Origin of the sequence: Kosakonia sp., assembly GCF_032104925.1 — a bacterium.
In the GTDB taxonomy this organism is placed as follows: domain Bacteria; phylum Pseudomonadota; class Gammaproteobacteria; order Enterobacterales; family Enterobacteriaceae; genus Kosakonia.
The window spans coordinates 386472-401314 of sequence record NZ_DAMCGF010000003.1; the positions used below are offsets into that span (position 1 = coordinate 386472).

Below are 14843 nucleotides of genomic sequence, written 5' to 3' on the forward strand. Positions count from 1 at the left end.
GGGACATTCTAATCCTGTTCGAGTCTGCTGCATGTTAAAGCGTTTTACTTACAGCCTGTTAGTCCTTATCGGCTTACTGCTGTTAACTGCGCTTGGCTTAGACCGCTGGATGAGCTGGAAAACCGCCCCCTATATTTACGACGACCTGCAGGATCTCCCCTGGCGCCAGGTCGGCGTTGTCCTCGGCACCGCGAAGTACTACCGCACTGGCGTTATCAATCAATATTACCGCTACCGGATTCAGGGCGCGCTTAATGCATATAACAGCGGCAAGGTTAACTACCTGTTGCTGAGCGGCGATAACGCGCTGCAAAGTTACAATGAACCGATGACCATGCGTAAAGATTTGATTGCCGCCGGTGTCGATCCTGCCGACATCGTGCTCGATTACGCCGGTTTCCGCACGCTGGATTCAATTGTGCGCACCCGCAAAGTCTTCGACACGAACGATTTCATCATCATTACCCAGCGTTTCCACTGCGAACGCGCGTTATTTATCGCCCGGCATATGGGCATCCAGGCGCAGTGTTACGCCGTGCCGTCGCCGAAAGATATGTGGAGCGTACGCGTACGCGAGTTTGGTGCGCGGTTGGGCACAATTGCCGATCTTTACATGTTCAAGCGGGAGCCGCGCTTCCTCGGCCCGCTGGTGCCGATTCCGTCAATGCAGGAAGTGCCGGACGATGCGCAAGGCTACCCGGCCGTCACCGCCGAGCAGCTTATCGATATGCAAAAGAAAGAAAAAAACTGAAGCATCAGTTAATGGATGCGTTGCGGCTGTTGGTTTTTACTGGACGGACAAGCGTAAAACCACGCTCAACAAAATGGCGATGATCGATAACCGCACGGCTGGCTTTATCGAGCGTCCAGTGGCCATTTAACGCGTTGAAGGACAATGCTTTCTCCCCGTCCGGCGTATTAACCAGGTATTCCCCGCTTTTTAAGTACCCTGCGCTACACACGATTCGCGCAGGCGGGCTGTTCTTCATTCTGAACTCGATTTTGCGAAAGCCGGTCGGTACCGGGCAAAAGTAAAAAAACGGCAATGCGGTGATTTTGATATCGCCAAGTGAGGCAATCACGTCGCCATCGCGCAACAGTTCGACATTTTTCAAAGAGAAGTTAACGGGTGAGTTTTTTTCATGCGGTAAATTATCAACAGTAAAATAAACAAAATTCATAAGCGCCCCTGAGCTGCGGATACAACATCATTCACAGATTCATTCTTTCAAGCGTAAGTAGCTATGGGCATACAGGCATTCAGAATTGACTTAAATATCGGGCACATGGGATGTACCCGACGTGCAAGCGAAGCGTCAGGCCACTTTGCTCTCATGCTGTTGCAGGCTACGCTGAAGATCGTAGATCAGGCTTCTCACCATATCAGGCGTTAAATTAAAAAAGGGCGAATCAAACGTCGTTGCTCCCGCGCCGCAAGGCCCTGTGCTGCAACCAAACTTCACGACTACACCATCCAAATCCTCAACCACCCCCACCTGCCAGCCAATCACGGGAAGTGCCGGAAACGCGCCCTCACTGTTCATCCTTAATCTCCTTATTAATATTGCAACTTTATTGAGCGTAGCACCGAAGCAAAAAATTTAACAACTCACTGCGAGAGAACTTTTTTGAGGGAAAGGCGTGGGCTTACTCCATGGCAGAAGGCGGCAAACAGAAATAAAAAAGCCCGCTCGTTGAGCGGGCCAGGTACAGACGATGGGATTATTTTTTACGTGCGTATTTCAGCGAGTCCAGCGCCACGGCGAAGATAATGATGCCGCCCTTGATGATGTACTGCCAGTACGGGTTAATACCGATATAGGTCAGGCCGTAGTTGATGACGGTGAAGATAATCACACCGGTCACCACACCCAGAACCGTACCCACACCGCCGCTGAAGGAAACCCCGCCCACTACGCAAGCTGCGATGGCATCCAGTTCATACATAAAGCCGAGGTTGTTGGTCGCAGAACCGATACGGCCCGCTTCCAGCATCCCGCCGAAGGCATAGAACACACCGGACAGCGCGTAAATCATCAGCAGGTTCAGCGCTACGTTAACGCCGGAGACTTTCGCCGCTTCCGGGTTACCGCCGATAGCAAAAATGTTTTTGCCAAAGCGAGTTTTATTCCACAGCACCCAGACGAACGCCACCGCAATCAAGGCGTAGAAAGTGATATAGGACAAACGGAAACTGCCCAGCGCAATAAAGCCCTGCGTAAAGGTCGAGAAGCCGCTGTCAAAGCCGGAAATCGGCGATGCACCAACAAAGTCGTAGTACAGGGAGTTGATACCGTAAACGATGATCATCGTACCCAGCGTGGTGATAAACGGAGTCACGTTCAGGTAAGCGATGACAAGGCCGTTCACCAGGCCGATAACCGCGCCGATGGCGCAGACAATCAGGATCACCACCGGAATCGGCATGGTAGCCATATCCGGGAATACTTTGTTGGCGTTTTCCATTGATTGCAGCAGCGTAGCGGCAACCACCGCCGCGAGGCCAACCTGGCGCCCGGCGGAAAGGTCGGTACCCTGGGTCACAATCAGCCCCGCTACGCCCAGCGCGATAATAATACGCACGGAGGATTGGGTCAGAATGTTACTTAAGTTCAGCAGACTTAAGAAAGTGGGATCCTGAAAAATGATAATGGCCAGTAACACTAAAAGAACAACGTAAATACCGCCGTCTTTCAGATAAGTGAGAAAAGTTTTCTTATTTAACGCACTCATGAGGAGCCCCTGATCTTAAAGGTGCAAAGACGCAAGACGGAGAATTTCGTTTTGCGTTGTCGTTTTAGTATCAACAATTCCGGAAACGAGGCCATTGCTCATTACCAGAATACGGTCAGTGATGCCTAACAACTCAGGCATTTCAGAGGAAATAATAATAATCCCCTTATTCTTTTTCGCCAGCTCGGCAATCAATTGGTAAATTTCAAATTTCGCACCAACGTCAATACCACGGGTCGGCTCATCGAGCATTAAAATTTCTGGCTGAGTTAATAACCAACGACCAATAATAACCTTTTGTTGGTTACCACCGGAAAGAGAACCAATTTGCGTGCGGTGGCCTGGTGTTTTTACACGCATCGAGTCGATGACCCACTGGGTATCACTCTTCATGCGGCTATTATCCAACAAGCCCACTTTGTTTTTGTAATTCTGAATATTGGAAATAAGTGAGTTAAATCCGATATCAAGATAGGCGTAAATACCGGTGGAACGACGTTCTTCGGTCACCAGGGCAAAGCCATTATTAATCGCTTCATTGGCGTTGTGGTTATTAATCACTTTGCCATGCAATTTAATGGTGCCAGAGGATTTTTCACGAATACCAAATAACGTTTCAACGATATCTGTACGTTTCGCCCCGACCAGACCTGCGATACCGAGTATTTCGCCTTTGCGCAAATCAAAGGAGATATCGCGAATAGAGGGCTGGCGCAACGAGGTGAGATTACGCACTTCAAGAATGGTTTCGCCCGGCACGTTGTGCTTGTCCGGGAAGCGCTGGTTCAGCGAACGACCAACCATCATGGCGATGATCTTGTCCATATCCAGCCCTTCCAGCGGCTGGGTGGCAATCCACTGACCGTCACGCAGAATCGTAATTTCATCGCACAGCTGGAATATCTCTTCCATTTTATGGGAGATATAAACAATTCCACAGCCACGATCTTTCAATTTACGGATAATTTTAAACAGATGATTGACTTCTTTTTCCGTCAGCGAAGAAGTCGGCTCATCCATAATGACAATTTTGGCGTCATAAGAGAACGCTTTGGCAATTTCAATCATCTGCATTTGCGATACAGATAATGTTCCCACGCGTGCTTTAGGGTCGATATCAATATCCAGCTCATCAAAAATGGCTTTGGTATCGTGGAACATTTTATCCTGATCGACAAACATACCTTTGGTTGGATAACGACCCAGCCACATATTGTCCATCACGGAACGTTGCAACACCAGGTTGAGTTCCTGGTGAACCATCGAAATACCATTTTCCAGCGCTTCTTTCGCGGAATGGAAGTCGATCTCTTTCCCCTGAAAAAGAATGCTACCGGAATCTTTTTGATAGATCCCAAAAAGACATTTTAATAATGTTGATTTCCCCGCACCGTTCTCGCCCATTAATGCATGGATAGAGTGCGGACGGACTTTCAAATTGACATTATCGAGTGCCTTTACGCCTGGAAAAGACTTGTTGATATTGCTCATTTCCAACAAGAATTCACCTGACGACTGAGTATTATTGCTGACCATAATTATACCTTGTTGGCCTGGCATATCGTGTTATAAGGGCGCAACAGTCGTTGCGCCCAATGAGAACATGCTTTCTTAATATTATTTACCGGCGATTTCAGCCAGGTTGTCTTTATCTACACCAACGTAAGGAATACGAACGACTTTATTTTCGATTTTCCAGTTAGTGCCATCTGCCGCGCCTTTGCCTTCGGCCAGGTTTTTCGCCAGCTCGAAGCTCGCTTTCGCCTGGTTGTTAGCATCGTTCAGCACGGTACCGGCCATTGCACCGGATTTCACCAGCGCCAGCGCTTCTGGCAGCGCATCGACACCGAAGACCGGGATAGACGATTTGTTGTGTGCTTTCAGGGCTTCAACCGCGCCCATTGCCATCGCGTCGTTGTTCGCGATAACCACTTCAATTTTGTTAGCGTTCGGGCCAGAGAGCCAGGCGTCCATTTTGTCTTTCGCCTGAGCGGTATCCCACATTGCGGTATCCAGAGCCAGCTGCTGAGTTTTGATGCCCTTATCATTCAGCTCTTTGATAACGTAAGTGGTACGTGCTTCAGCATCCGGATGACCCGGCTCGCCTTTCAGCAGCACATACTGGATCTGGCCGTCTTTGTTCAGATCCCAGCCCTGGTTCGCCGCCCAGTGTTTAGCAATCAGGTCGCCCTGAATCACGCCGGATTCTTTGGAATCGGTACCCACGTAATAGGCTTTATCGTAGCTATCCAGCGCTTTGCGGGAAGGTTCTTTGTTGAAGAAAACAACCGGAACGTTTTGACCACGCGCTTTCTCAATCACCGTACCTGCCGCTGCCGGGTCAACCAGGTTGATCGCCAGTGCTTTTACGCCTTTCGCCAGCAGCACGTCGATCTGGTCGTTCTGTTTAGATTGGTCATTCTGCGAGTCGTTCATCAGCAGCTGAACATCTGGCGCTGCTTTGGCGTCTTTCTCAATAGCCTTACGGACAACCGACATAAAGTTGTCGTCATATTTATAGATGGTCACACCAATGCGGGTATCCGCTGCGTGTGCGGCTGCGCCAAAAAGCATGCTTGCCATAACAGCAGACAGAGTCAACACCTTCTTATTCATGGTATCTCCGGTTTTTTTATATGCAGGGTAGTTCTTGTGAATAATGCTCGGCGGGTCAGTTGTTACGAAGACGTTACTGCCGACCGAAGTTCACTCTAAAATTCCATTCGTCCGTGTCCGGGTAACGCTCCAGAAGTTCGCTTTCTTCGATGTTTCAAAGCGCTCACTTGTAGTGAAAGTGATTAATCACCGTTACATCGTGTTTCAGCTTCTAAAACGCTGACATCATAGTCAGCGCCTTGTTAAGATACTGTGAATTTACTCACAGATTGAAAACGGTTACATCATCGAAGTTTATAAGTTAGTGATCGGTGCCACAGTTTGTCGTGCGGTCACGGAATGGCGGCGTACCAGCGTCGGCATAAAGCAGTGCGCAGCCTCTGGATCCAGCTTACCTGCGGCCCCCTGCAACGCCAGCTCGGTCGCCAGGCGTGCCATTGAAGCGATCGGGTAACGCACCGTGGTCAGTTGCGGGTCAGTGTAACGCGCAATGGGAATATCATCGAAACCAATCAGTGATAAATGCTGTGGCACCGCAATGCCGTTGTCTTTCAGCGCCGTCAGCGCCCCCGCCGCCATGCTGTCGTTATAGGCAAAGACCGCGGTAAGTTGCAGGTTGCGCCCCAGCAGCTCAACCATCGCCGCTTCACCGCCCTGCATGTCCGGCGAACCGGTGCCAACCCAGCTATCCGGGGCGTTAATCCCCTGCTCTTCCAGCGCGCGGAACCACCCTTCGCGGCGCATATCGTTGTCTTCAATCTGGTGGCTGGAGGCCAGATAACCGATGCGCTGATGGCCGTTATTGAGCAGCATGCGCGTGGCCATCACCGCCCCGCTGACGTTATCAAGGCAGACGCAGCGGTGCGCATAGCCTGGCACCAGCCGGTTGATCAGCACCATGCCGGGGATCTGCTCCATAAAGCCTGTCAGCTCTTCATCGCTTAGCGCTTTTGAGTGAACAATCAGGGCGTTACAACGCTGGCGAATCAGGACTTCGATGGCGTGACGCTCTTTTTCCGCCTCGTGATAACTGTTGCCAATCAGCACATATTTTTCGTGCTGCTGCGCAACCGTATCCACCGCTTTCACCAGCGCACCGAAAAAGGCATCAGAGACGTCCATCACCACCACGCCAATGGTGTCGCTAACCTGCGTCGCCAGCGCCTGAGCGTTGGCATTCGGGCGATAACCCAGCTGGGCGACGGCTTTCATCACCGTTTCGCGCGTTTCCGGGCTGACCAGCGCGCTGTTATTAAGCACGCGGGACACCGTCGCGACAGAGACGCCCGCATGCCGGGCAACGTCACGAATGGTGATCATTTTTACCCACCTTTTCTGGATTGCGGCAGTTCACAGCCACCCCCTGTGTTAAGTAAGGAGGCTATTCTGGCAGCGAGCAGGCGATTGCTACGTGAGTGGCATCACATGAATGGAAACGGTTACATCCGTTTTGTTAATGATTGTGATCCAGATCGTTATCTGGATGTGCGAGCTAATGATGTCCCTGCAGCACGTGCGGTCAATTGCCGCCATAGCCATTCCATTGGCCCCTGACGAAAACGCCTGAGCCAGAACAGAGAGAAGAGGATATTTACGGCCCACACCGCCGGCACAAAGGCCAGCAGTTGCAGGCGGTCGAACTGCATAAACAGCCCGAAACGATTGAATAAAGTGATACAGATTAGCGTTTGCAACAGGTAGTTAGTGAGCGCCATGCGTCCAACGCAGGCAATAGCATTGACCAGTTTGTAACCGCAGATCTGCGGCCAGAACCCCCACGCCAGCGCCGCGTAACCCACCGCCTGTAACGGCGCGCCAAGTTCGCGCGGAGCCTGCAGAAGAAAAGCGCACCAGCGATATGACCAGCCAAGCTGCCACTGGGCAATAATCGCCGGGATGTTGATCAGTAACCCTAAGCCAATCAGCAGCGCCCCCGTCCGGCGGTAATGGCGCAGGCTGAATTGCCCTTTCAGCCAGCCGCTGCGCATCAGAGCCGCGCCTGTCAGCATCATGCCCGCTAGTTGCCAGCCATATTGCGCCCCCAGCGCCAGAAGCGCGTTAGAGAGCATATCCGCACGATTACTGATGGCCTCCCCGATACTGCCGCTGACTCGCCACCAGGTCTCGTACTGCACATTCGCCGCATCCGGCAACCAGGAGCGGTTCGGTTGCGAACCGGAAATTCCCCCCAGCAACAACAAAACCGCAATGCCAATCAGGTACAGCACCACACCAGTGTTAAACATCGTCTTCACGTTCTGCGCATCTCGCACCATGCGCCAGGCAATCAACCCCACCAGCCCATAAGCCAGCAGAATATCGCCATCCCAGAAAAAGAGACCATGAATGAAACCGAGCAGCACCAGCAGCGTCAGGCGCGACTGGATCCAGCGCTTACCGCGCGGCAGCAACATTTGCAGACCCGCACCGAACAAAATGGCAAACAGCGAGAGGAATTTCACCTGCGCGAAGAGATCGAGCAGCGCCCAGGTCCAGGCATCCGACGCCGTGATGTCGCCGTACCAGGCAGGGTTAAGGTAGGCCGCCTTTGGCAAACCAAAGGCGGTAATATTCAGCAAAAGAATACCGAGAATGGCGATGCCACGAATAAAATCCAGCGTGACATTCCTCTCCATGTCGGCGGCTCCAGCGAATTAGTTAGTGTGGCGGACTGCGCGCAGGAACTCCTGGCGGGTATTCTGGCTCGACTTGAACAAGCCACCGAGCGAAGTGGTCGTCGTCGCGCTGGTCGCGTCGCGGATGCCGCGCGCTTTCACGCAATAATGCACCGCATCAATAGAAACCGCGACATTGTTAGTGCCGAGCAGCGTTTGCAGCGCGGTCAGGATCTGCTGCGTCAGTCGCTCCTGCACCTGCGGGCGCTGCGCAAAAAACTGCACGATACGGTTGATTTTCGACAGGCCAATCACCGAATCCTTCGGAATATAGGCAACGGTGGCTTTGCCGTCGATAGTGACAAAATGGTGCTCACAGGTGCTGGTCAGCGTGATATCGCGCACCGTCACCATCTCATCGACTTTCATTTTGTTTTCAATGACGGTGATCTTCGGGAAGTTAGCGTAATCGAGGCCGGAGAAGATCTCATCAACATACATTTTGGCGATGCGATGCGGCGTTTCCATCAGGCTGTCATCATTCAGATCGAGATTCAGCAGTTGCATAATCTCGGTCATATGCCCGGCGATAAGGCGTTTACGGGATTCGTTATCCATTTGCACCGGTGGGCGCAGCGGCGTTTCCAGACCACGGGCAACCAGAGCCTCGTGAACGAGCGCCGCTTCTTTACTGAGTGATGACATGTTTTTTATTCTCCTGCAGGTGTGGCGAACTTCGCGTTGTTAACGCAAAGTGAGCGAACATTGTGCGTGAGGTCGCGCACATAATCCAGCCCTGGCGGCGATAATTATTGAAATCGCTGCCGCCTTTCAGGCCGTGCGTTTCCAGACTAAAAGCCCGCCAATGACCAGGGCAATTGCCGCCACGCCTAGCGCCGGTTCAAGCTGCTGCGTAAGCCAGGTGGAAAGCGCGGAAGTCATAGGGCCAACCAGTTGCCCCATCGCATAGCCGGTGGTCAATAACCCGGCCATATAACGTGTGTGATTGGGCGCGAGCTCGCGTCCATACAGCAATGAGAGCTGCACGGCGCAAAGAAATCCGCCGCCCACCAGCAACGCACCGCACACCAGCCCGCTCATCCCCGGCAGCAACCATGCCGCCAGTACGCCCGCACCCTGCAGCCACAGCACCACCGCCAGCCGCTGATGGCTGTGACCAACGTGGCGCAGCAAAATACTTAGCGCAATCCCCACTACCGCTGCGGCACCGAACACCGGCCAGACAAACTGGGCAAACAGGCTGCCAGGAAAGCGCAGCGCCGCCATTTGCGACAGAAACGTCGCCGGTAAGATATAGCCAAATCCGGCCAGGCTGTAGCTCCAGACCAGCCGTTTAAGATCGGTGGTTAACTGTAGCGGCTGCGGCTTTTCGCCCGGTCGATGCCACTCGCCAGGACGCGGTAAATAGCGAGCAATCAACGCCACCAGCAGCAGCGCCAGCACACCATACACCTGCCAGGCGGATGCAGCGCTTAAGCCTTTTGCCTGGATCGCCACCGCCAGCAGGCCGCTTAATGCAATGCCCGCACCCGGCCCGGCGAATACCGCGGCACTCAGTCCTGGCTTGCCGGCATGTGCCAGCCGATCGTTGGTCCAGGCGGCAATCAGCACCATCGCCCAGCCGCTCATTGCGCCAATCACCAGGCGCAACGCGCCGTGAAGCAACGCGTTATCGGCAAGTGAAGAGAGAAAAGTGAGTGCCACCGCGCCGCCAATACCCAGGTAAAGACGGACTTCGATATGTCGCTGCGCGCGCATTGCGTCCCAGGCACCTAGCAGATAACCAAGGTAGTTAATCGCCGCTACCAACCCGGCACTGGTCAGGGTCAGTTGCTCGTCGCGGATCATCAACGGCACCTGCGGCGTGAAGGCAAAACGCCCGATCCCCATCGCGACAACCAGCACAATAAATCCACAAAGCGCCACACGTTGCGCCATTAGCGCCCCCCAAATGTTAACGTAAAGTTATGTTTATGATGCAGTATGTTGCGTTTATGCGGAAGTGAAAGTTACTCGCAGCAAAGGGAATAGCCTGTATGATGACAAGAAGTCACCTTACTTTGTCTGTAAAAAATTCTAAGGAGCCCCGCATGGAAATGCTTGAAGAGCACCGCTGTTTTGAAGGCTGGCAACAGCGCTGGCGCCACGACTCCGCCGTACTGAACTGCACGATGACCTTTAGCATCTTCTTACCGCCGCAATACAGCGCAACACCGCCGCCGGTGCTGTACTGGCTCTCCGGTCTCACCTGTAATGACGAAAACTTCACCACCAAAGCCGGTGCGCAACGCGTAGCCGCAGAGTTAGGCATTGTGCTGGTGATGCCGGATACCAGCCCACGCGGTGACGATGTCGCAGATGCAGAGAGCTATGACCTCGGCAAAGGCGCAGGTTTTTACCTCAACGCCACCGAGCAGCCGTGGGCGGCGCATTATCGTATGTATGATTACCTGCGCGATGAATTACCGACGCTTATCCAGTCGCAATTTAACGTCAGCGACCGCTGCGCTATCAGTGGTCATTCGATGGGCGGCCACGGCGCGTTGATCATGGCGCTGAAAAACCCCGGCCGTTATACCAGCGTTTCCGCCTTTGCACCGATAGTGAACCCGATGCAGGTGCCGTGGGGGCAAAAAGCGTTTCGCGCTTATCTGGGCGAGGATGCGCAACAATGGCGTGAATGGGATAGCTGCGCGCTGATGCTGGAAAGCAACGAAACTGACGCGATCCCAACACTTATCGATCAGGGGGATAATGATCAGTTCCTGGCCGATCAACTCCAGCCCGCGCGGCTTGCGGAAGTGGCACGGCAAAAATCCTGGCCGCTGACGCTGCGCATCCAGTCCGGCTACGATCACAGTTACTTTTTTATTGCTGCGTTTATTGAAGATCATCTGCGCTTCCATGCGCAGCATCTGCTGAAATAGCGGGAGTCCCGGCGGCGTCCTGCTGCCGGGCTTTCCATATCAGAAGCGGTAATCCAGCGCCATAAAGTAGCGGCGGCCATCTTCGTTGTAGCTGTAATCGTCGCGGCTGAGATCTTTATCGCCAAGGTTAAGCACACCCGCGCGCAGCTTGACATTTTTTGTCGCCTGCCATGCGCCGCCCGCATTCCAGATAACGTAGCCACCCGGTGTTACGCCCTGTGATACGGCGCGTTTTTCCCCGCTGTAGTTGGCAGAAACATAGAATGACCAGTCCTGCGTGGCTTGCCAGTCCAGCGTGCCGTTGGCGGTATGGAACGGCAGATCCTGCAACGGTTTGTTACCGCCACCGCTCAGGTTGCGTCCATCGTTATAGGTGTAATTCAGCGTCAGCTTCCACGCTTCATCAAACGGGATTTTCACCTCGGTTTCCACACCCTGAATCCGCGCTTTATCAACGTTGTAGTAACGGAATACCGGCACCAGTACGCCGCTGGCATTACGCTCAAAACCGACGAAGTTAGCGTAACCCGGTGCTTCGCTCAGGCTCGACGTACGGCTGATATTGATCATGTCGTCAATATTGTTCTGGAACGCCGTTACGCTGCCCTGCACGCCTTCCAGCCAGCCCTCTTCCCCGCTGTAATAAAGCCCCAGTTCAAAACTTTCGCTGGTCTCTGGTTTTAGCTCCGGGCTGCCAACAATGCGGCAGCCGCCCCGGCAGGAGTTGGTGGCCCAGTCCGGGCTGAGCTGCAACAGAGAAGGCGCTTTAAATGCCGTCGCCCAACCGCCTTTCACGGTCAGCGTATCGGTGGCGCTGTAAACCAGGTAAGCACGCGGACTCCAGTGATCGCCATAGGTGTCGTGGTCATCCATACGGACACCGGTGGTCAGCGCCAACGGCTCGAAAATACGCCACTCATCTTCAACAAACAGCGCGTACTGGCTGGTCGAGGTTTTGCTGCTGTCGCCGCCGGTCAGGTTAACAGGATCTTTTAACTTGTCGTGGCGCCACTCGCCACCCAGCGTAACGAGCTGATTATATTGCCCCAGCGGCAGCACCACTTTGCCGTCGAGCGTGTTGCTTTCCGAACGAATTGTGCTGCTGTTACCCGGGTTTTTGTTATCGATCTGTTCACCGTAGAAACGTAGTTCACTATTTACCTCACCCCAGCGGCCATTGTGCGCCAGCGAGTAGTTTTGCCGGTCAAGGCGGTTTTTATCCAGTGAATCAGAGTTCCTGTCCTGGCGGTCGTAGCCATATCCGGCGGTAAAATCGTGATCGTCGGTTGGCGTCCAGGCAAACTCAACGTTGCCATCACGGCTGGTGAAACCTTCAATACGCGGCGATTGGCCGCTGGCATCCGTTTTAGAACTCTGCTGGCCATCTTTTTCGCGTTTCGCCACGCTACCAAAGGCTTTCAGCCCAAGCACCCCATCTATCAGCGGGCCGCTGGTGTAGAACTGACCGTTCCAGGTATCGCCGCGATCGCGATGCTGCTGAACCGTGCTATCCGCAGTAATCGTGCCCGTCCAGCGCTGGCCGATTTTTTTAGTGATGATGTTCACCACGCCACCCAGGGCGTCCGAACCGTACAGGGAAGACATCGGGCCGCGCACCACTTCAATGCGCTCAATGGCATCGACCGGGATCCAGTTAAGGTCAAAATCGTTATGGCGGAAAACCGCATTACGGGAGTTGACGCGCTTACCGTCAATCAGGATCAGCGTGTAGCTACTGTTGAGGCCACGCAGGCTGACGCCTTTACGGTTGTCCCCTTCGTTGGTGAGCTGAACGCCAGGCACCTCTTTCAGTACATCTTTCAGATTTTGCACCGGCTTGCGCTGCAAATCGTCCTGGGTGATCACGCTGATACTGGCGGGTGCGTCTTTCAGGTTCTGTTCCGTTGCCGACGCGGTAACCACCAGCGTTTCGCCATTCTCTACGGCCATTACCGGCAGCGCTAAAGAAAGTGCGGACGCGCAGAGGCCTCCCCGGACGATGGGATTCAAGGTAAACATTCCATAACTCCATGAGGTAAAAACAAAAAATTGCGAGGAATAGTGCTCACATACTGCCAAACACGTCAGCGTTACATTGACCCTGACAAGGAAATTATTGGCCTTCGGGCGCAGAAAGCCCGGGCAGACACCCTTTTTATTCAGGCACTTACATTAATTTAAGTGATAATGATTATCAATTGCGTTAAATTAAAGTTATGTAAATTATCGCAGCGGGAGGGAATGTTGGCAGGGGCAAAAAAAAAGCCCTCCATACAGAGGGCTAAAGAGTGAATTTATTTCGTGAAACGTTCCGGGAACTCCATTTCACTATAACGCACGAAACGGGTTCCTTTGGAAAATTTATAGCCTAACCAGATAATAAGGAACAGCGGGATACCGATATACGTCGCCGCAACGGCGCCCCAGTCAATGCTGTCGGCCAGGAAAGCCTGATAGTTCTGCCCAAGCGTGATGATGAGGCACAAAGCGAAGGCGAAAATCGGCCCCAGCGGGAAGAAACCTGAACGGTACGGCAGGTTATCCAGCGAATGCCCCTGCGCCACATAGCCCCGGCGAAAACGGTAGTGGCTAATGGCAATCCCCAGCCAGGCAATAAAACCAGTCATACCGGAGGTGTTCAGCAACCATAAATACACGGTCTGGTTGCCAAACATTGAGGTCAGGAAGCACAGCGCGGCAATCACCGTGGTGGCATACAGCGCGTTACGCGGCACGCCGCCTTTCGATAATTTCGCGAAAATGCGCGGCGCTTTGCCGTCACACGCCAGCGTGTAGAGCATACGTGTGGAAGCGTACATGCCCGAGTTCCCCGCCGACAGCACCGCCGTCAGGATCACCGCGTTCATCACCGCCGCCGCCGAGAGCAGACCCGCATGCTCGAATACCAGCGTGAACGGGCTGACGCTGATATCTTTCACGTCGTTGCGCAGCAGGCTCGGATCGGTGTACGGAATAATCAGGCTGATAATTAAAATCGCAAACACATAGAACAGCAGAATACGCCAGAACACCTGGCGCACCGCGCGCGGAATGTTCTTCTCCGGATCTTCCGATTCCCCCGCCGCGATACCAATCAGCTCAGTCCCCTGGAAAGAGAAACCGACAATCATTGCCACACCGATCATGGCGGAAAAACCACCGGCAAATGGCGCATCGCCAATCGTCCAGTTGCTCCAGCCCGCCGGTTTTTCCCCCTGGAAAATACCGACAATCATCATCACACCAACAATGATGAAGATAATGACGGTGGCGACTTTGATCAGCGAGAACCAATACTCCGCTTCACCAAAGCCTTTCACTGAGATGTAGTTAAGCAGGAAAATCACCGCGAGGAACAGCGCGCTCCAGATCCAGCCTGGCGTGTCCGGGAACCACCAGGTCATGACTAATTGCGACGCCACAAGGTCAACGGCGATGGTCACCGCCCAGTTGTACCAGTAGTTCCAGCCCAGCGCGAAGCCGAAACCCTCTTCAACATATTTTTGACCATAGGTGGAGAACGAACCGGAAACCGGCATAAACGCCGCCAGTTCACCGAGGCTGGTCATCAGGAAATAGACCATCAGGCCAATCAGAATATAGGAGAACAACGCGCCGCCGGGGCCCGCTGAAGAAATGGTCGCCCCTGATGCGACAAACAAACCTGTACCGATGGAACCGCCAATGGCGATCATCGTCAGATGACGCGCTTTGAGTTCTCGACGAAGCGTGGGCGCTTCTGTGGTTTTAGTTTCGGAAACCATAAGAAAATGCTATCCATCCAAAAAATGAGGCGCGATTGTAGCAAACGAAACGCAGGCCTTCCGGCATAAAACGCCTCTTATTAGAGACCTTCATGATCGGCAACGGATTATAAGTAAAGCAGTGAATGGACGATGTTGCGAGGCGGTAAATAAGCTCCCGCGCGGAT

13 protein-coding genes are annotated in these 14843 nt (G+C 53.3%); 2 read left to right on the forward strand and 11 right to left on the reverse strand.

Annotated features, from left to right (window positions below; all coding sequences use genetic code 11):
* Positions 1 to 31: 31 nt before the first annotated feature.
* Positions 32 to 751 (forward strand): outer membrane permeability protein SanA, encoded by a 720-nt coding sequence (sanA, locus tag RT644_RS08050; RefSeq protein ID WP_313626337.1) that lies wholly within the window; start codon positions 32 to 34, stop codon positions 749 to 751.
* Positions 752 to 755: 4 nt separating this feature from the next.
* Here the strand turns inward: sanA and RT644_RS08055 are convergent, their stop codons facing one another.
* The 9 genes from RT644_RS08055 to RT644_RS08095 all read right to left on the reverse strand — a co-directional run bounded on the left by RT644_RS08055 (position 756) and on the right by RT644_RS08095 (position 9923).
* On the reverse strand, positions 756 to 1181 hold the full coding sequence (locus RT644_RS08055) for a hypothetical protein (RefSeq protein WP_269230683.1): 426 nt from the start codon (positions 1179 to 1181) through the stop codon (positions 756 to 758).
* Positions 1182 to 1316: 135 nt separating this feature from the next.
* Positions 1317 to 1544 carry a hypothetical protein gene (locus RT644_RS08060; RefSeq protein WP_020454381.1) on the reverse strand — a complete coding sequence of 76 codons (228 nt, stop codon included), beginning with the start codon at positions 1542 to 1544 and terminating at the stop codon, positions 1317 to 1319.
* A gap of 178 nt (positions 1545 to 1722) precedes the next feature.
* Positions 1723 to 2733: a galactose/methyl galactoside ABC transporter permease MglC gene (gene mglC, locus RT644_RS08065; RefSeq protein WP_020454382.1), complete on the reverse strand. Its 1011-nt coding sequence runs from the start codon at positions 2731 to 2733 to the stop codon at positions 1723 to 1725.
* A 15-nt stretch (positions 2734 to 2748) separates the two neighbouring features.
* On the reverse strand, positions 2749 to 4269 hold the full coding sequence (gene mglA / locus RT644_RS08070) for a galactose/methyl galactoside ABC transporter ATP-binding protein MglA (protein WP_020454383.1): 1521 nt from the start codon (positions 4267 to 4269) through the stop codon (positions 2749 to 2751).
* An 81-nt stretch (positions 4270 to 4350) separates the two neighbouring features.
* On the reverse strand, positions 4351 to 5349 hold the full coding sequence (gene mglB, locus RT644_RS08075) for a galactose/glucose ABC transporter substrate-binding protein MglB (protein ID WP_020454384.1): 999 nt from the start codon (positions 5347 to 5349) through the stop codon (positions 4351 to 4353).
* Positions 5350 to 5643: 294 nt separating this feature from the next.
* The gene (gene galS, locus RT644_RS08080; RefSeq protein WP_313626338.1) at positions 5644 to 6669 is read right to left on the reverse strand and encodes an HTH-type transcriptional regulator GalS; all 1026 of its coding nucleotides are present in this window, start codon (positions 6667 to 6669) and stop codon (positions 5644 to 5646) included.
* 155 nt (positions 6670 to 6824) lie between these two features.
* Positions 6825 to 7985, reverse strand: a complete 1161-nt coding sequence (gene yeiB / locus RT644_RS08085) for a DUF418 domain-containing protein YeiB (RefSeq protein WP_020454386.1) — start codon at positions 7983 to 7985, stop codon at positions 6825 to 6827.
* 18 nt (positions 7986 to 8003) lie between these two features.
* Positions 8004 to 8669, reverse strand: coding sequence for a GTP cyclohydrolase I FolE (gene folE, locus RT644_RS08090; protein ID WP_017459784.1), 666 nt, complete (start codon positions 8667 to 8669; stop codon positions 8004 to 8006).
* Positions 8670 to 8795: 126 nt separating this feature from the next.
* Positions 8796 to 9923 (reverse strand): YbfB/YjiJ family MFS transporter, encoded by a 1128-nt coding sequence (locus RT644_RS08095; protein WP_045514143.1) that lies wholly within the window; start codon positions 9921 to 9923, stop codon positions 8796 to 8798.
* 152 nt (positions 9924 to 10075) lie between these two features.
* Here RT644_RS08095 and fghA point away from each other — a divergent pair, with 152 nt between their 5' ends.
* Entirely contained in the window at positions 10076 to 10912 is an 837-nt protein-coding gene (gene fghA / locus RT644_RS08100; RefSeq protein ID WP_160269460.1) for an S-formylglutathione hydrolase, read from the forward strand.
* Between the two features lie 39 nt (positions 10913 to 10951).
* Here fghA and cirA read toward each other — a convergent pair whose 3' ends face one another.
* Positions 10952 to 12931 carry a catecholate siderophore receptor CirA gene (gene cirA / locus RT644_RS08105; protein ID WP_313626339.1) on the reverse strand — a complete coding sequence of 660 codons (1980 nt, stop codon included), beginning with the start codon at positions 12929 to 12931 and terminating at the stop codon, positions 10952 to 10954.
* A 275-nt stretch (positions 12932 to 13206) separates the two neighbouring features.
* Positions 13207 to 14676 carry an amino acid permease gene (locus tag RT644_RS08110; protein WP_020454390.1) on the reverse strand — a complete coding sequence of 490 codons (1470 nt, stop codon included), beginning with the start codon at positions 14674 to 14676 and terminating at the stop codon, positions 13207 to 13209.
* Positions 14677 to 14843 lie beyond the last annotated feature (167 nt).

Coding starts and splice junctions, on each gene's coding strand:
- sanA (WP_313626337.1), top strand. CDS start 32: ATGTTAAAGCGTTTTACTTACAGCCTGTTAGTCCTTATCGGCTTACTG.
- RT644_RS08055 (WP_269230683.1), bottom strand. CDS start 1,181: ATGAATTTTGTTTATTTTACTGTTGATAATTTACCGCATGAAAAAAAC.
- RT644_RS08060 (WP_020454381.1), bottom strand. CDS start 1,544: ATGAACAGTGAGGGCGCGTTTCCGGCACTTCCCGTGATTGGCTGGCAG.
- mglC (WP_020454382.1), bottom strand. CDS start 2,733: ATGAGTGCGTTAAATAAGAAAACTTTTCTCACTTATCTGAAAGACGGC.
- mglA (WP_020454383.1), bottom strand. CDS start 4,269: ATGGTCAGCAATAATACTCAGTCGTCAGGTGAATTCTTGTTGGAAATG.
- mglB (WP_020454384.1), bottom strand. CDS start 5,349: ATGAATAAGAAGGTGTTGACTCTGTCTGCTGTTATGGCAAGCATGCTT.
- galS (WP_313626338.1), bottom strand. CDS start 6,669: ATGATCACCATTCGTGACGTTGCCCGGCATGCGGGCGTCTCTGTCGCG.
- yeiB (WP_020454386.1), bottom strand. CDS start 7,985: ATGGAGAGGAATGTCACGCTGGATTTTATTCGTGGCATCGCCATTCTC.
- folE (WP_017459784.1), bottom strand. CDS start 8,669: ATGTCATCACTCAGTAAAGAAGCGGCGCTCGTTCACGAGGCTCTGGTT.
- RT644_RS08095 (WP_045514143.1), bottom strand. CDS start 9,923: ATGGCGCAACGTGTGGCGCTTTGTGGATTTATTGTGCTGGTTGTCGCG.
- fghA (WP_160269460.1), top strand. CDS start 10,076: ATGGAAATGCTTGAAGAGCACCGCTGTTTTGAAGGCTGGCAACAGCGC.
- cirA (WP_313626339.1), bottom strand. CDS start 12,931: ATGTTTACCTTGAATCCCATCGTCCGGGGAGGCCTCTGCGCGTCCGCA.
- RT644_RS08110 (WP_020454390.1), bottom strand. CDS start 14,676: ATGGTTTCCGAAACTAAAACCACAGAAGCGCCCACGCTTCGTCGAGAA.